Source organism: Devosia sp. Z6_126, assembly GCF_058133495.1.
In genome coordinates, this window is record NZ_JBYUNO010000003.1 from 589,032 (window position 1) to 603,947 (window position 14,916).

The 14,916-nt window shown below is 63.4% G+C and carries 17 protein-coding genes; 8 read left to right on the forward strand and 9 right to left on the reverse strand.

Annotated features, from left to right (window positions below; all coding sequences use genetic code 11):
- Positions 1-4: 4 nt before the first annotated feature.
- The 4 genes from modA to AC3YOG_RS15100 all read right to left on the reverse strand — a co-directional run bounded on the left by modA (position 5) and on the right by AC3YOG_RS15100 (position 3,026).
- On the reverse strand, positions 5-739 hold the full coding sequence (gene modA / locus AC3YOG_RS15085) for a molybdate ABC transporter substrate-binding protein (protein WP_489935658.1): 735 nt from the start codon (positions 737-739) through the stop codon (positions 5-7).
- A gap of 27 nt (positions 740-766) precedes the next feature.
- Positions 767-1,402: a bifunctional 4-hydroxy-2-oxoglutarate aldolase/2-dehydro-3-deoxy-phosphogluconate aldolase gene (gene eda / locus AC3YOG_RS15090; protein WP_489935659.1), complete on the reverse strand. Its 636-nt coding sequence runs from the start codon at positions 1,400-1,402 to the stop codon at positions 767-769.
- Positions 1,403-1,495: 93 nt separating this feature from the next.
- On the reverse strand, positions 1,496-2,002 hold the full coding sequence (locus AC3YOG_RS15095) for a hypothetical protein (protein ID WP_489935660.1): 507 nt from the start codon (positions 2,000-2,002) through the stop codon (positions 1,496-1,498).
- Between the two features lie 64 nt (positions 2,003-2,066).
- Positions 2,067-3,026, reverse strand: coding sequence for a carbohydrate kinase family protein (locus AC3YOG_RS15100; protein ID WP_489935661.1), 960 nt, complete (start codon positions 3,024-3,026; stop codon positions 2,067-2,069).
- Positions 3,027-3,248: 222 nt separating this feature from the next.
- Between AC3YOG_RS15100 and AC3YOG_RS15105 the strand changes: the two genes are divergently transcribed.
- Together AC3YOG_RS15105 and AC3YOG_RS15110 are read left to right on the forward strand one after the other, a co-directional pair.
- Entirely contained in the window at positions 3,249-3,812 is a 564-nt protein-coding gene (locus AC3YOG_RS15105) for a TRAP transporter small permease subunit (RefSeq protein WP_489935662.1), read from the forward strand.
- On the forward strand, positions 3,812-5,200 hold the full coding sequence (locus AC3YOG_RS15110) for a TRAP transporter large permease (protein ID WP_489935663.1): 1,389 nt from the start codon (positions 3,812-3,814) through the stop codon (positions 5,198-5,200). Before AC3YOG_RS15105 ends, AC3YOG_RS15110 begins: the two co-directional genes overlap by 1 nt.
- A gap of 77 nt (positions 5,201-5,277) precedes the next feature.
- Here AC3YOG_RS15110 and AC3YOG_RS15115 read toward each other — a convergent pair whose 3' ends face one another.
- Positions 5,278-6,378 (reverse strand): TRAP transporter substrate-binding protein, encoded by a 1,101-nt coding sequence (locus tag AC3YOG_RS15115; RefSeq protein ID WP_127754066.1) that lies wholly within the window; start codon positions 6,376-6,378, stop codon positions 5,278-5,280.
- A gap of 250 nt (positions 6,379-6,628) precedes the next feature.
- On the opposite strand from AC3YOG_RS15115, the gene AC3YOG_RS15120 reads away from it, so the two are divergent.
- The 3 genes from AC3YOG_RS15120 to AC3YOG_RS15130 are packed head-to-tail and all read left to right on the forward strand — an operon-like array spanning position 6,629 to position 8,343.
- A complete protein-coding gene (locus tag AC3YOG_RS15120) occupies positions 6,629-7,021 on the forward strand; it encodes a COG4315 family predicted lipoprotein (protein WP_489935664.1) in 393 nt (130 codons plus the stop codon).
- 18 nt (positions 7,022-7,039) lie between these two features.
- Positions 7,040-7,546 (forward strand): sigma-70 family RNA polymerase sigma factor, encoded by a 507-nt coding sequence (locus AC3YOG_RS15125; RefSeq protein WP_127754068.1) that lies wholly within the window; start codon positions 7,040-7,042, stop codon positions 7,544-7,546.
- Positions 7,543-8,343 (forward strand): anti-sigma factor family protein, encoded by an 801-nt coding sequence (locus AC3YOG_RS15130; RefSeq protein WP_489935665.1) that lies wholly within the window; start codon positions 7,543-7,545, stop codon positions 8,341-8,343. Before AC3YOG_RS15125 ends, AC3YOG_RS15130 begins: the two co-directional genes overlap by 4 nt.
- 6 nt (positions 8,344-8,349) lie before the next feature.
- On the opposite strand, the gene AC3YOG_RS15135 is transcribed toward AC3YOG_RS15130, so the two are convergent.
- The gene (locus tag AC3YOG_RS15135; RefSeq protein WP_489935666.1) at positions 8,350-9,537 is read right to left on the reverse strand and encodes an alpha-hydroxy acid oxidase; all 1,188 of its coding nucleotides are present in this window, start codon (positions 9,535-9,537) and stop codon (positions 8,350-8,352) included.
- Between the two features lie 104 nt (positions 9,538-9,641).
- Positions 9,642-11,192 carry a UxaA family hydrolase gene (locus tag AC3YOG_RS15140; protein WP_489935667.1) on the reverse strand — a complete coding sequence of 517 codons (1,551 nt, stop codon included), beginning with the start codon at positions 11,190-11,192 and terminating at the stop codon, positions 9,642-9,644.
- A 124-nt stretch (positions 11,193-11,316) separates the two neighbouring features.
- Here AC3YOG_RS15140 and AC3YOG_RS15145 point away from each other — a divergent pair, with 124 nt between their 5' ends.
- Entirely contained in the window at positions 11,317-12,066 is a 750-nt protein-coding gene (locus tag AC3YOG_RS15145) for a GntR family transcriptional regulator (RefSeq protein WP_489935668.1), read from the forward strand.
- Positions 12,067-12,108: 42 nt separating this feature from the next.
- Positions 12,109-12,957, forward strand: a complete 849-nt coding sequence (locus AC3YOG_RS15150) for a fumarylacetoacetate hydrolase family protein (RefSeq protein WP_489935669.1) — start codon at positions 12,109-12,111, stop codon at positions 12,955-12,957.
- A 107-nt stretch (positions 12,958-13,064) separates the two neighbouring features.
- Here AC3YOG_RS15150 and AC3YOG_RS15155 read toward each other — a convergent pair whose 3' ends face one another.
- Positions 13,065-13,439 (reverse strand): RidA family protein, encoded by a 375-nt coding sequence (locus AC3YOG_RS15155; protein WP_489935918.1) that lies wholly within the window; start codon positions 13,437-13,439, stop codon positions 13,065-13,067.
- Positions 13,440-13,555: 116 nt separating this feature from the next.
- On the opposite strand from AC3YOG_RS15155, the gene AC3YOG_RS15160 reads away from it, so the two are divergent.
- The gene (locus tag AC3YOG_RS15160) at positions 13,556-13,852 is read left to right on the forward strand and encodes a GNAT family N-acetyltransferase (protein ID WP_248305123.1); all 297 of its coding nucleotides are present in this window, start codon (positions 13,556-13,558) and stop codon (positions 13,850-13,852) included.
- 3 nt (positions 13,853-13,855) lie between these two features.
- Here the strand turns inward: AC3YOG_RS15160 and AC3YOG_RS15165 are convergent, their stop codons facing one another.
- Positions 13,856-14,896, reverse strand: a complete 1,041-nt coding sequence (locus AC3YOG_RS15165; protein ID WP_489935670.1) for a DUF3298 domain-containing protein — start codon at positions 14,894-14,896, stop codon at positions 13,856-13,858.
- Positions 14,897-14,916 lie beyond the last annotated feature (20 nt).

Genomic DNA, 14,916 nt, shown 5'->3' on the forward strand with positions numbered 1-14,916 from the left:
CGGCTCACTGCTCGATCCGGTAGCCCGCCGCCTCGATCAACGCCACAGCCGCATCGCTGCGCAAGAACTCGAGAAATGCGGTTGCCGCCGGATTGTCGGCACCCGGCTTGAGCAGCACGGCATCTTGCCTGATCGCCGTATACAGCTCGCTCGGAACAATCCACACGCCGGACTGGCCCTGCACCTGGCTCAAACCCACAAAGCCCAGCTCGGCATTGCCGGTTTGAATGAACTGCAGGGCTTGGCTGATGTTCTCGCCCAGAACGAGCCTGGGCCGGAGCGCGTCATAGATCCCCAGCGAGGTCAGGGTTTCAACCGCCGCTTGCCCATAGGGCGCCGACTGCGGATCGGCGATGGCGAGCTTTTCGAACCCGCCACGTAGCGCCGCTGGCCCACCGGTCACATCGAGGCTCATGCTGTAGAGCGCCAGCACACCGGTCGCATAGCTGAAGACGCTGCCCTCAACGCCAAAGCCTTCATCCACCGCACGTGCTGGCCGCTCGTCATCGGCAGCCAAGAGCACATCGAAGGGCGCCCCTTGCGTGATCTGGCCATACAGCAAGCCCGTGGCGCCAAAGCTGAACTGCACCTCGTGCCCGGTTTGCGCGGAAAACACGGGGGCCAACTGTTCGGCAACGCTGGTGAAGTTGGCCGCAACGGCGATCCGGGCCACCTCGGCCTGGGCCGGCCCCGCCAACAGCACTCCCCAGGCGGCGACAACCAGCACCATCTGCTTCATCGCCGACGCTCCGGTTCCTGGTGCTGCTTAGCCGCGCAGCGTCGAGGCTTCGCGCGCTAGCGCTTCGATCCGGCCAAAGTCATTGGCGGCCAGCGCATCGGCCGGCATGATCCAGGAGCCCCCGACGCAGATCACATTGGACAGCCCGAGATAAACCTTGGCCTTGGCCGGATCGATGCCGCCTGTCGGGCAAAAGGTGATGTCGGGGAGCGGCGAAGCGAAGGCCTTGAGCACCGGCGCGCCACCCAACGCTTCGGCGGGAAAGAACTTGAGGAAACTATAGCCGCGTTCCGCCGCCGTCATCGCTTCACTCGGGGTGCCAATGCCGGGCAACAGCGGAATACCCATGTCGTCAGCCGCATCCAGGATACGCGGCGAGATGCCCGGCGAAACCATGAACCGGCACCCGGCATCCACCGACTGCTTCATGTGCTGGGCGGTTCGCACCGTGCCCGAGCCGACAATGGCGCCAGTAACCTTGCCCATTTCCTCTATCACCTTGAGCGCATTGGGCGTGCGCAGGGTGACTTCGAGAATGGGCAGTCCACCCGCCACGAGCGCTTCAGCCAACGGCCGTGCCAGCGCCACATCATCGAGGATGATGACCGGCACCACGGGCGCGAGCGACAAAATGGAGCGCATGGCTTGTGCGTCTTGCGGCATGGGAACTCTCACGGCAAAGGAACGATAGCACAGGGTTATGAGCTTGCCGGCCTGCCTGCAACCCCGTTGCGCAGCAAACGCCGCCGATTTGACCTATCGCGCCGCAGCTCGCATAAAAACCTGCATCCGGTGAAATGCCAAACCTTCCGGATCGGGAGCCGCCTCGGGGTCGCTGGGCAAAGCGAGCCGGCCATCGGCATTGAGCCTGGTCAGCAATTCACGATCAAGCCGGCTGAGATCAACAATGATCTCGTAGCCCGGCCCAATGGTCAGATAGCCCGCCTCAAACGCCTGATGCGCTTCAGCGCTGAGGCACAGGAAATTGCTGGCCTGCAAACTGCCGCCAGCGTCGCGCGGCCGCAGGGGCGTAACCTCCAACCGCGGATGGGCACTCTCTGCCCCCGCTGCGAGTCCGGTCAGCGCGCAACGATGGCCGTAGTGGCTGAGCACGCTCTGGAAGAGACCGGCATAGCTCTCCAGCGGCTCAGCTTCGAAGCCACCAAAGGGCACCGCAGCCTCTTCAAGCCCGCGCAGCCAATAGGCCGGGTTGCCGGGATCGTCGATCCCGCGATTGCTGTCATCATCGCCGCCGTCAACCACGTACCGAGCTTTCCGGATTGGATTGCCGGAGCTTATACGTAATTAGCCGCAGCTAAAAGGCGGATCAGAATTGTGCCTCTGCGAGCACCCGGTCCACCTGGCTACGAACCGGCGGCCGGCAGCCCTTTTCGGCGCAGTTGAGACCGGCCACCACGGCGCCAAAGCGCAGCGTGGTTGCGAGCGCCGCATCATCGAGCCCCTGCAACGCGCCTGCCCGCAGGGCGCCGGTTTCGCCCAGCCAGGTCAGGATACCTGCCATCAAGCTGTCCCCTGCCCCCACCGTGTCGCCAAACACCGGCGGCGCATAAATCCCGACCTGCGCGGTGCCAGATGCCGTAAAGGCGCGCGATCCCTTTTCGCCCAGGGTCACCACCACCAGCTCGCAATTGGGCCGCGCCAACAACTCGGCGGCATGCGCCTCGATGCTCTTGCCCGCATCCAGCGCCTCCATATCCTCTTCCGAAACCTTGATCACATGGGCAAGATCGAGAAAGGACGACAGCCGCTGCTTGTAGCTCTCGAAGTCATCCACCAGCGATGGCCGCACATTGGGGTCGATCGAGATCGTGGCGCCCTTGGCGACTGCCGCCCGCACCACGTCGAGCCACGCTGCCGCGTCCTCGGGCAGGATCGGACAAAAACCGCCGATCTGATACAGCGATAAATCCTCGGGCAAAGCCGCGATCATGCTCGCCGCAGTAAATGCGCGATCTGCGCCGCGGTAAAACTCGTATTGCGCCTTGCCCTGCGCGTCGAGCGTCACCACGGCCAGCGTGGTCGGCGCCGCGACCCGCTCCTGCAGCAGCGTTTGCACACCGGCCTGCGCTAGTGGCTCGAGCAGATACGAGCCAAACCCATCCTTGGAGATGGGACACAGATAACCCGTCGCGTTGCCCAGCTTGGCCAGCGCTATGGCGCAGTTATAGGGCGAACCACCCGGATGGGCCTGCATCCGGATCTCCTCACCCCCTTGGCGCGGCTCGGATACGAGATCAATCAGGCTTTCCCCACCCACAACAAACATGCGCGCTCCTTTGTCGGCGTTTTGCTGCCGTTCTGCAGCGCCATAGCATCTAGGGCGACCTTGTCACCAGCAGACTGCAGTTTTGCCCCTTCTATCGATTACTAACAAGTTGACGCAAAGCGTCGATGCTGTTCAATCGCAACATCAAAATTTCCGTGCTCGGCAAGGAGTTGGATCCCCAAAGATCCGCAGCCGTGCGGAAACTCTGCTGGGGGATATCGATTGCAATTGCTCGCCATGCTCGTCAGGGGCATCAGCGCCATCAATTGGCTTGTGGGACAAATTCTGTCCTGGCTCGCCTTGGCCTGTGTCCTCGTATGCTTCACCGTTGTGGTGCAGCGCTACTTCTTCAACACATCAACGCTCTGGGTGCAGGATCTCTATGTCTGGCTCAGTGGCGCCATGTTCACCGGGGTGGCCGGCTTTGCCCTGCTCCGCGACGACCATGTGCGCGTTGACATCTTCTACCGCCCCGCTTCGGTACGCTGGAAGGCCACCGCAGATCTCTTTGGTGTCGTCTTCTTCCTGCTGCCCTTCATGTATGTGGTGCTGGCCTACACCTATCCCGCCGTCGCCCGCTCTTGGGGCTATTATGAGGGCTCCAGCAATATCGGGGGCATGCCCGGTCTTTTTGTGCTGAAGAGCTTTGTGATCGTCTTTGCGGTCCTTGTCGGGCTGCAAGGCATCGCCATGGCCCTGCGCTCGATCCTTGTTCTCACCAACAACGAGAACCTGTTGCCCACCGATCTGCGCTACGGCGCTAACGACGTCAAGGAAGCGCATTGATGGACCCTGTACTGATCGGGGAGATACTCTCCGCCTTGATGTTTGTGGGCGTGGTCGGCGTCCTGATGCTTGGCTTTCCGGTGGCATTTTCGCTTGCCGGCACCGCGCTGATCTTTGGCCTCGTCGGCTGGTGGCTCGGCGTTTATGACCCCTCCAATTACGGCTCCCTGGCCGGCCGCTATTTCGGCCTGATGACCAGCGAAACGCTAGTTGCCGTGCCGCTCTTTGTGTTCATGGGCGTCATGCTCGAACGCTCCGGCATTGCCGAGCAATTGCTCCTCACCATGGGCAAGCTCTTCGGCAATCTGCGCGGCGGCCTCGCCCTTTCGGTGATCGTGGTTGGTGCCCTCCTCGCAGCTTCCACCGGCGTGGTCGGCGCAACCGTTGTTACCATGGGCCTCATCTCGCTGCCTGCCATGCTGCGGGCCGGCTATGACCCCAAGCTGGCCACCGGCGTGATTTGCGCTTCCGGCACGCTGGGACAGATCATCCCGCCCTCGACCGTCCTGATTTTCATGGGCGACATGCTCTCGGGCATCAATGCCCAGGTGCAGATGGAGAAGGGAAATTTTGCCCCCGAGCCGGTTTCGGTCGGCGCCTTGTTCGCCGGCGCCATTCTGCCTGGCCTGCTGCTGGTCGGGCTTTACGCTATTTGGGTCATCATCAAGGCAATCATCGATCCAAAGTCGGCGCCGGCTACGCCCGTGCCCGAAGATGAGAAAAAGCATCTGCTGCGCGAAGTCTTTGTCGCCCTGGTGCCGCCGCTCCTGCTGATCATCTCGGTTCTGGGCTCGATCCTGGCCGGTATGGCGACCCCTACCGAAGCGGCATCGGTCGGCTCGGTCGGCGCCATGATCCTGGCGGCAATGCGGTGGCGCTTGAGCTTCTCGATCCTCAAGCAGGCGGTGATCTCGACCGCCACCATCACCTCGATGGTGTTCATCATCCTGTTTGGCGCGGCAGTGTTCTCCGTCGTGTTCCGCATGATGGGCGGCGATAATCTGGTGCATGAATTCCTGTCCAACATGCCGGGGGGCGCAATCGGCGCCACCATCATCGTCATGTTGATCATGTTCATGCTCGGGTTCATTCTCGATACCTTCGAGATCATCTTCATCGTGATCCCGATCACAGCGCCAGTGCTGCTGGCCTTGGGTGTGGATCCGATCTGGCTCGGCGTCATGGTTGGCGTGAACCTGCAAACCAGCTTCCTGACCCCGCCCTTCGGCTTTGCCTTGTTCTATCTGCGCGGCGTGGCCCCACCGCGGGTCAGCACCGGCATGATCTATCGCGGCATCATTCCCTTCGTGCTGCTACAGATTTTGGCGCTGTTTATCCTGTTCTTCTTCCCCCAACTGATCACCTGGTTGCCCAGCATGCTGTATTAACCTGTGGTCGATCACTGACGCACAAACAAAAAGCCCGGGCAAATTGCCCGGGCTTTTCTGCATCCAACCGATGCCGCTTAGCTGTACTGCACGTATTTTTCGCGCGCTACGAGATAAGGCATGTCGGTGTTCTCGGTGCGGGTGCGCAGCAGGTTGAACGCGGCGATAAAGCTCTCCGCCGTCTTCTTGGTCAGCGGGTCGCCGCCTTCACGGATTTCGGTCAGCAGTTCAACCGACGCCTTGGCACCAGCCTCGACGATCTCCTCGGGGAAAGCGCGGACCTGAACGCCATGTTCGCTGACCAGCGCCGCGAGCGAGCGAGGCTCATTGGCATACATGTCCGAAGCAACGTCGTCGTAAGCCGCCTGGGCGCAGGTGGCGACGAGTTCCTGCAGGTCTTCGGGCAGTTCGGCGAGCTTGGACTTGGACACCACCAGTTCAGTGGCAAGGCCCGGCTCAACGAAGCTGGGGAAGTAGTAGTTCTTGGCGATCTGGTAGAGCCCCAGCGCCATGTCGTTATAGGGCCCGACGAACTCGGCAGCATCAAGCGTACCCGACTGGAGGGCGGCAAAGATTTCGCCTGCCGCCAGATTGGTCACCGAAGCGCCCAGCTTGGCCCAGACCTGACCACCGAGGCCCGGCGTGCGGAAACGCAGGCCCTGCACATCGGCAACCCCGGTCAACTCATTGCGGAACCAGCCACCGGCCTGCGTGCCGGTATCGCCCGACATGAAGCCCTTGACGCCGAACTGGTCGTAGATCTCGTCCCAGATTTCCTGGCCGCCGAGATAGCGCATCCAGGCGGTGTGCTCGCGGCTGGTCAGCCCGAACGGCACGCCGGTAAAGAACGACAGGCCCTGGCTCTTGTTCTGCCAGTAATAGGGCGTGCCATGCATCATCTCGGCCGAGCCATCGATCACGGCGTCCAGCGCCTGTAGGCCCGGCACCATTTCACCGGCGGCGAAAACCTGAACGTTGAGCCGTCCGCCTGAAGCGCGGCCGATCCGGTCCGCCAGCCTTTGCGCGCCGACACCCAGGCCCGGAAAGTTCTTGGGCCAGGTCGTAACCATGCGCCAGTTGATGGTGCCCTGCGCAATTGCCGGAGCAGCCAACGTAGTTGCGGCTGCAGCACCAATCGTGGCCACCGATGCGGACTTGAAAAACTCGCGTCTTTTCATGCACTTCCTCCCAAAGGTGCAGCTTTGCTGCACAAATACCGTTGTCGCGCCGAGACCAGCCTTTGGCCCTGTCCGTGACAAGTTGAAGTAAAAAATCAGCCGGCACGCCGCCTGTCCAGTATCTTGTTGCAATCCCAGCAAGATCGTCTCTGCAAAGGTTTTTTTGGCCCACCGGGATTAAACCGCTTCGGGCGGTGTTGACGCTGCTGAGGGCCGCTTTGCCGCCCCGCCAAACCGGAAGGAAAACTCCATGTCGATCCGCATGTTTGTTGCCACCGCCTCTGCACTCGCCTTGTTTGCCACCCCACTCCTTGCCGCCGAATATCTGGGCGGCGCGGTTCAATCCACCGATATCGGGGGCAAGATGGTCCTGACTGATGCCGATGGCATGACCCTTTATATCTTCGATAAGGACGAGCCCGGCGTCACCAATTGCTATGAGAAATGCGCCACCAACTGGCCCCCGCTCCTGGCCGAGGACGGCGCCACGCCCGAGGGCGAGTTCACTCTGGTCGATCGCACCGATGGCGGCCAGATGTGGGCCTATAAAGGCTGGCCGCTCTACTACTGGAAGGACGACATGCAGCCCGGCGATATCACCGGTGACGGCGTCGGCGGCGTCTGGCATCTTGCTGTTGAATAAGGACGGCGGAAGCCTGGGGTGACCGAGTTCCTCGACGATGTCGAAGCGTGCGTGCCAGCTCTCCGGCGTTATGCCCGGGCGCTGACGCGCAGTGCCGACCTCGCCGACGACCTGGTGCAGGATTGCCTGGAGCGCGCCATTTCGCGCCGTGGCCTGTTCCGCCCTACCGGCCCGATGCGGGCCTGGCTGTTCACCATTCTGCTCAACCTGTACCGCAATGACCTGCGCACCCGGCACCGCCAGGGCGCGATGATGCCGCTCGACGCCATCGCCGAACCAGCAACCGCCGCGCCCCAGCCCGGCCATCTCGCCCTGGCCGAAATGGCGCGGGCCATCGAAACCCTCCCGCCCGAACAAAAGGAAGCCTTGCTGTTGATTGCCCTTGAAGGCCTCTCCTATGCCGAGGCCGCTGCTGTCCTTGGAGTTCCGCTGGGCACGCTGATGTCTCGCCTCGGCCGCGCCCGCGCCGCCCTGCGCCTTCTGACCGGCACCCCGGCCGAGCCGCATCTGAGGACTGTGAAATGAACGCCCCCAGCCGCGATACGCTGATGGGCTTTGCCGACGGGCAGCTCGACCCCACAACGCGCGAACAGGTCGAGGCCTATCTGGCCGCCAATCCTGAGGTCGCCGCTGAAGTTTCAAATTGGGCCCGCCAAAACGACGCCATTCGCACCTTGTTCGAGCCAGCAGGGGCGGAGCCGGTACCGGTGAGGCTGCATCCCCGGCGGATGGCCGCCGAGCTCACCACCCGCCGCCACCGCCTCTGGCGGCAGGCCCTCGCCGCCGTCCTCCTTGTGGGTTTGGGCCTGGGCGCAGGCTGGTTCGCCCGTGCCTGGTCGCCTGCCCCGCAGCCCAGCACTGTGCTGATCGCCGATGCCGTGCGCGCCCATGACGTGTTTGTGGCTGAGAACCGCCACGCCGTGGAGGTCGCCGCCAGCGAAGAGGACCACCTGACTTCCTGGCTTTCCAACCGGCTGGAAACGCCCCTCGCCGCGCCCGACCTCGCGGCCGAAGGTTTCACCTTGGTGGGTGGCCGTCTGCTGCCCGGCACGGCCTCGGCCGGCGGTCGCGCCGCTCAGTTGATGTACGAAAATGCTGGGCGTGACCGGGTAACCATCTATGTCACCGCAGCCCTGCCCGACCGCGAACACGCCTACGAATTCGCCAGCCTGGAAGGGGCGGAAGCCTTTTACTGGGCCAATGCCCGCATCACCTGCACCGTGGTGGGCACCCTGCCCGAGCCGCAGATGCAAATCGTCTCGCAGGCGATCTACCGGCAACTGACCGGTGACGGAGAACCTGAAGAACACTATCGCAGCTAGCGGCGGTCAGCCATTGGCGCCCAGCGGCGAGTTCCGCGGCGGCAGGTCGATGGAATAGATATTGTGCAGCCCCACCGCCTTGATATCGCGCTCCCCGCAAAGCGCCATGGTGATATCGAGCTCCCGCCGGATGATCTCCAGCGCCCGCGTCACCCCGGCCTCGCCGCCTGCCCCCAGTCCCCACAGGAACGCGCGGCCGATAAAGGTCCCCTTGGCGCCCAGCGCCATGGCCTTGAACACATCCTGGCCCGAGCGGATGCCGCCATCCAGATAAACATCGGTGCTGTTGCCCACGGCATCGACGATTTCGGGCAGCACCCGAATCGAGGATGGTGCACCATCGAGCTGGCGCCCGCCGTGATTGGACACGATGATCCCGTTGGCCCCATGCGCCACCGCCTGGCGCGCGTCCTCGGGATCGAGAATGCCCTTGACGATCACCGGCCCGCCGAAGCGCTCCTTGACCCACGCGATCTCTTTCCAGCTCAGCGCCGGATCGAATTGCGACGCGGTCCAGGCAGAGAGCTTGGAGAGATCCCCCGCGGCATCCACATGCCCCACAATATTGCGGAAGGTGTGCCGCTTGGTGCCCAGCATCTGCATGGCCCATTGCGGCTTGCGCGCCATTTCAAAGACGAACCGCGGCGTGAACTTGGGCGGCGCCGACATGCCGTTGCGCAAATCCTTGTGCCGCTGCCCAAGGATCTGCAGGTCCATGGTCAGCACCAGCGCCGAGCACTTGGCCGCCTTGGCCCGGTCGATCAGCCGCTCGATAAACCCCCGATCGCGCATCATGTAGAGCTGGAACCAGAACGGCTTGCCGGTATTTTCCGCCACATCCTCGATCGAGCAGATGCTCATGGTCGAGAGCGTAAACGGCACGCCGAACTTCTCGGCCGCCCGCGCCGCCTTGATTTCCCCGTCGGCGCTCTGCATCCCGGTAAAGCCCGTCGGGGCCAGCGCCACCGGCATGGAGGCCTGCTCGCCGCAAATGGTAGTCGCGAGCGTGCGGCCCTCCATGTTCACGGCCACCCGCTGGCGCAACTTGATCTGGCTGAAATCCTCGCTATTGGCGCGATAGGTCCCCTCGGTCCAGGAGCCGGAATCGGCATAATCGAAGAACTGCTTGGGCACCCGCCGCTTGGCGATTGCCATCAGTTCATTGATGGTAAGGGCTTTGTCGAGGGCGGACATGGGTAAAAGCTCCGGGCGAGCGGCGTGGCCGAGCAACTTGGATTTTGGCGGTTCATCGAGGCCGCCCGGCTAGGGGCGGCCACTTGGGAGGACGCAGCGCGCCCCTACATGGTCGCGCCGACCTGCCAGGGCACGAACTCGTTGTCGCCATAACCCAGCTGTTCGGACTTGCTCTTTTCGCCCGAAGCGATGCGCAGCAGCAGATCGAAGATTTGCTGGCCCTTTTCCTCGATCGAGACGCCCTCGATGATATCGCCGCAATTGATGTCCATGTCCTCGGTCATGCGGGCATAAACATCGGAATTGGTGGCCAACTTGATCGAGGGCACCGGCTTGCAGCCATAGGCCGAACCGCGCCCCGTGGTGAAGGCCAGGATATTGGCGCCACCCGCCACCTGGCCGGTCGCCGAAACCGGATCGAAGCCGGGCGTGTCCATGAACACAAAGCCCTTTTCGCGCACCTGCTCGGCATATTCATAGACCGCCGTCAGCGGCGTGGTGCCGCCCTTGGCGGTCGCGCCCAGCGATTTTTCGAGGATGGTGGTCAACCCGCCCAGCTTGTTGCCGGGCGAGGGATTGTTGTTCATTTCGCCACCGCTGCGGCGGGTATAGTCTTCCCACCAGTGGATGCGCTCGATGAGCTTTTCGCCCACTTCGCGCGATACGGCGCGGCGTGTGAGCATATGCTCGGCGCCATAAACCTCAGGCGTTTCGGACAGGATCGCGGTGCCGCCCTGCTGCACCAGCAGGTCAACGGCATAACCCAGCGCCGGATTGGCGGTGATGCCCGAATAGCCGTCCGAGCCACCGCATTGCAGCGCCAGCATCAGCTCGGACGCATCCACCGTTTCGCGCTGGGCCCGCGCCGCCACGGGCAGCATTTCCTTGATCCGCTCGACGCCCCAATCGACCATTTTGCGGGTACCGCCGATCTCCTGGATCGTCATGGTCTGGAAGGTGTCGGTTTCGCTCAGCCCGTAGCTTTCCTTCATCTTGCCGATCTGGAACGCCTCGCAGCCCAGCCCCACCAGCAGCGCTGCGCCCAGGTTCGGGTTGGCAGTATAGCCCCATTGGGTGCGCCGGAAGATCTGATAGCCCTCGCCCTGGATATCCATGGCGCAGCCCGTGCCATGCACGAACGGGATCACACCATCGATATTGGGGTAGTCGGCCAGAATGCCCGAGCGATTGATCTCCTCGGCCATGAACTTGGCGACGGTCGCCGAACAGTTCACCGAGGTCAGGATGCCGATATAATTGCGCGTTCCCACCCGCCCATTGGCGCGGCGGAAGCCCTGGAAGGTCGCCCGCTCGGCCACCGGCACCATCTCGGGCGCCACCGCCCCCTCGGCAAAAGCGTAGTCGTGATGCAGCGTGCCATCGGCGCCACCCATCCCGCAATTGTGCTCATGCACCCAGTCGCCCGCCGCGATCGCGTCCTTGGCAAAGCCGATGATCTGCCCGAACTTGGTGACGGCCTCGCCGGCGCGGATCGGCCGCACCGCGAATTTGTGCCCCTTAGGCACGCGCTTGCCGATCACTACGCCCTGCGGCGTCACCGTCCCGGCTTCCAGATTGGACAGCGCCACGGCCGTGTTGTCGCGAGGGTTCAGCACCAGGGTCCTGGCTTCCGGACGAATCATGGTCTCAGACATAATTGGCTCCACTCATGGGTCTCTGGGCGCTCTCGCCTGCGGACTTGCCGCCAGACTGCGGCACGGGAAAACCGCTCCGCGCGTTGGATTTGCCAGGAACCTCGACTGCGACTAACATGTTAGCATGAGTTCGGAAGCCCGTCCCTACCAATTTCTGCAGCGAAGCCATGCCCCAGCGCGTGGCAGCGTCACCCTTGATGTGACCAATTCGCTGCGCCAGGCGATTGTCTCGCTGCAACTGGCTCCCGGCGAAACTCTCGACAAGGCAGCCATCTGCGAAGAACTGGGCGTTTCGCGCTTTCCGGTCAGCGAAGCCCTGGGCCGCTTGCAGATCGAGGGCCTCGTTGAAATTGCCCCGCAACGCGGCTCCACCGTGTCCCTCGTACGTATTGCCGATGTCCGGGAATACATGCTGATCCGCAAGGGCCTCGAAAGCGAAGCCCTGCGCGTGCTGATCGGCAATCACGACGCCGAAGTAATCGAGGCGCTGCACGCCAATATGGCGGCACAACGTGCCGCCGCCCTCGAGGAAGACAGCGAGCGCTTCCATGGGCTCGACATTGATTTCCACGACATCATCTTCCGCTCCATGCGGTTCACCAAGATCAAGGGCATCATCGATTCGGCCCGCGCCAATCTCGACCGCGCCCGCCGCCTCATCATCACCCCGCGGCGCCTTGCCCTCACCATTGCCGAGCACCAGGCGATCTTTGACGGCATCCTGTCGGGCGACCAGAACCAAGCCACCTCGGCCATCCGCGCCCATATCGATGCGGTAATGGTTGAACTCTTCGCCTTTGCCCGCGAGTACCCACACCTCTTCGCCGACAGCGACGAGAGTGCCGACACCCCCGACACCTTTCCCTATGGCTGAGCGCAATCCGCGCAAAGCCACTTACAACCATGGAGTTCGCCGATGAAACTGCTGCGCGTTGGGCCTAAGGGCGCCGAAAAGCCCGCCATTCTGGCCGAAGACGGCACGGTTCGTGACCTGACCGGCATTGTGGCCGATATTGGCGGGCAAACCCTCTCGGACGAAGGGCTGGCGCGCATCCGTGCGGCTGATGTCAACGCCCTGCCCCAATTGCAAAGCGATCGCATCGGCCCCTGCGTGGCCAATGTGGGCAAGTTCATCTGCATCGGCCTCAACTATGCCGACCATGCCGCCGAAACCGGCGCTGCCATCCCCGAAGAGCCCATCATCTTCATGAAGGCCACCAGCGCCATCATCGGCCCCAATGACGACGTCATCATCCCCAAGAACTCGATCAAGCCCGATTGGGAAGTCGAGCTCGCCGTCGTGATCGGCAAGGAAGCCCGCTATGTCGACGAGGCCGATGCCATGGATTATGTCGCCGGCTATTGCGTCTGCAACGACGTCTCCGAACGCCACTTCCAGACCGAGCGCGGCGGCACTTGGGACAAGGGCAAGGGCGCCGACACTTTTGGCCCCATCGGCCCCTGGCTTGTGACCAAGGACGAAGTTGCCGATCCGCAGAACCTCAAGATGTGGCTCGAAGTGGACGGCAAGCGCTACCAGGACGGCTCCACCAAGACCATGATCTTCGGCGTCGCCCATGTGGTCAGTTATGTCAGCCAGTTCATGAGCCTGCAGCCCGGCGACATCATCACCACCGGCACCCCTCCGGGCGTCGGCATGGGCATCAAGCCCGAGCCCGTTTGGCTCAAGCCCGGCAACGTCATGCGCCTCGGTATCGAAGGTCTCGGCGAGCAGCAGCAGACCGTCAAAGCCTACACCGCCTAAGCTCACCGGCCCCGCAGTCAACACCCTCCCCTCGCGGGGAGGGATCAAGGGTGGGGGGCGAGAGCCTCGATCAAAGGCATCTCCCCACTGCTCAGCACCAAACGCCTCTAAGGCCGCCGCGCCACCAGATCGATCTCGACCAGCGCCCCCACCGCGAGCGCCGTGACCCCCACCGTGGTCCGCGCCGGCAGCTTGCCCGGCTCAAAAAAGCTCGGCCACAGCGCATTGAGCGCCGCGTAGTCCCGCTCGAACTGGGTGAGGTAAATCCGCGCCATGGTGACATGCTCGAGCCCCAGCCCGACGCCGGCCAGCACCACGCGCAGATTCTCGACCACCCGACGCGTCTGCGCCTCGATCCCATCGGGCAGCGGTGCATCGGGCGCCGCCGGGTCGGTCGGCATTTGCCCGGTGACGAACACCCAGCCATCGGCCTCCACCGCATGGGAAAACGGCGCCACCGGTTGCGGGCCGGCGGCAATCATGTGGTGAATAGGCATGGACATCTGCGTCTCCAGGTCTCGCGGCCACCCCGCCGGCAACTTGCCGGCGCCCCGCTGCGTTGCATGATCCGAGCCCAATCCAACCAAGGACGAGCCCCTTGAGCGACACCCAATACACAGTGGAACGTGAAGATGGTCCCAAGAGCGGGCGCTACCTCGTGCGCCTAGATGGCGGGGCAGAGGCGGAAATGACCTACCGCACGGGACCCGATGGCTCCATGGTCATCGACCATACCGGCGTGCCGCCGCAATTCGAAGGCCGCGGCATTGCCGCCCGCCTCGTCAATGCGGCGATCAGCGATGCGCGCGCCGAGGGCTTCAAGATCACCCCGCTATGCTCTTATGTGGTGGCACAGTTCCGCCGCCATCCCGAATGGGCCGACCTGCGCGCCTGAGCCTCAGGAGCCGTAGCGCACCGCATTGGCATTGGGGCCGAGCAGGTCCTCGAGCTTGTCCCAGCCGATCGTGACCGTCGGGGCGCCATAGGCGTAGGCGGCCACCTCATAGGGCTCGAACTGCATGGTGAGCCCGCGGTCATTCTCAAAGCTCCACCGGCTGGGATCGATCACTACCTCGGCCAGGTCCTGCGGCCCCTCGAGCTGCAGGTTTTCGCCATGCTCTTGTTGCAGCTGCTGCCAGACCAGGTCGAGCAGCTTGCCCTGCCAGCCCTCACCCGTGAACAAGTCGCTGGCCTCCAGCGCGCGGTTCTCGGGCACATAGTAATGCAGATAGGTGGTCGCCCAATTGCCGTGCGCCGCGCCATGCCCATACCAGAAGGTCGACACATCAAGGCTGATCCGGCTGGGCGTGACCTCCTGGACCGTAATCGCGACATCGCTGTCGCTGCTGGTTTCCAGCGCTTCGGCTTCCCCCTCATCCGCCAGCGTGCGTAGGGGCGTCAGCTGATTGGCCTGCGCAACCACGAACTCATTGAACCCCGCGGCTAGGGGATCGTCGCTGTCCAGCAGGGGCAGAGCCAGCTCATGGGTGGCCACCTTCCAGAAAGAATCCGGATCGCCTGCCGCGTCCGGGTCGGGCAGCACCGCGTAGTTGCTCGTCGGATAGAACCGCTTGCCACCCAACATGCGGCTGCCTTCCAGCACCTTGCCCCGGTTCTCGAACAGGGTGCGCAGGCACGCGACCCCTTCTTCGTCATAGCTCCCGGTGGTCAAGGGCTGCGCATCATCGGTGCAGGCGCGCTGGGCAAAGTCGAGCCAGCTCCGCTGGTCGGCGCGCAGGGCATCCGTCGCTTGGGTGGTCAGCCCACCGGTCGCCGTGGCAAAGCTCTTGGCAAGGGTCTCGTCGGCGCGCGACAGCTCGGGGTTCTCGCAGATGGCGCGCTCGAAAGGCGTGCTCGCCTTGCTGCAATCAAAGCTGGCGGCCGATGCCGGCACGGACAGCATGGCGATGATCAAGGCTGTAACAGCGATACGGCTCATCGAAGTCCTCCCCCGGATCG

What these genes read in the sequence shown, in the direction of transcription:
- modA (WP_489935658.1), bottom strand. Translation starts at nt 739, where the DNA reads ATGAAGCAGATGGTGCTGGTTGTCGCCGCCTGGGGAGTGCTGTTGGCG.
- eda (WP_489935659.1), bottom strand. Translation starts at nt 1,402, where the DNA reads ATGCCGCAAGACGCACAAGCCATGCGCTCCATTTTGTCGCTCGCGCCC.
- AC3YOG_RS15100 (WP_489935661.1), bottom strand. Translation starts at nt 3,026, where the DNA reads ATGTTTGTTGTGGGTGGGGAAAGCCTGATTGATCTCGTATCCGAGCCG.
- AC3YOG_RS15110 (WP_489935663.1), top strand. Translation starts at nt 3,812, where the DNA reads ATGGACCCTGTACTGATCGGGGAGATACTCTCCGCCTTGATGTTTGTG.
- AC3YOG_RS15115 (WP_127754066.1), bottom strand. Translation starts at nt 6,378, where the DNA reads ATGAAAAGACGCGAGTTTTTCAAGTCCGCATCGGTGGCCACGATTGGT.
- AC3YOG_RS15120 (WP_489935664.1), top strand. Translation starts at nt 6,629, where the DNA reads ATGTCGATCCGCATGTTTGTTGCCACCGCCTCTGCACTCGCCTTGTTT.
- AC3YOG_RS15130 (WP_489935665.1), top strand. Translation starts at nt 7,543, where the DNA reads ATGAACGCCCCCAGCCGCGATACGCTGATGGGCTTTGCCGACGGGCAG.
- AC3YOG_RS15135 (WP_489935666.1), bottom strand. Translation starts at nt 9,537, where the DNA reads ATGTCCGCCCTCGACAAAGCCCTTACCATCAATGAACTGATGGCAATC.
- AC3YOG_RS15140 (WP_489935667.1), bottom strand. Translation starts at nt 11,192, where the DNA reads ATGTCTGAGACCATGATTCGTCCGGAAGCCAGGACCCTGGTGCTGAAC.
- AC3YOG_RS15145 (WP_489935668.1), top strand. Translation starts at nt 11,317, where the DNA reads ATGAGTTCGGAAGCCCGTCCCTACCAATTTCTGCAGCGAAGCCATGCC.
- AC3YOG_RS15150 (WP_489935669.1), top strand. Translation starts at nt 12,109, where the DNA reads ATGAAACTGCTGCGCGTTGGGCCTAAGGGCGCCGAAAAGCCCGCCATT.
- AC3YOG_RS15155 (WP_489935918.1), bottom strand. Translation starts at nt 13,439, where the DNA reads ATGATTGCCGCCGGCCCGCAACCGGTGGCGCCGTTTTCCCATGCGGTG.
- AC3YOG_RS15165 (WP_489935670.1), bottom strand. Translation starts at nt 14,896, where the DNA reads ATGAGCCGTATCGCTGTTACAGCCTTGATCATCGCCATGCTGTCCGTG.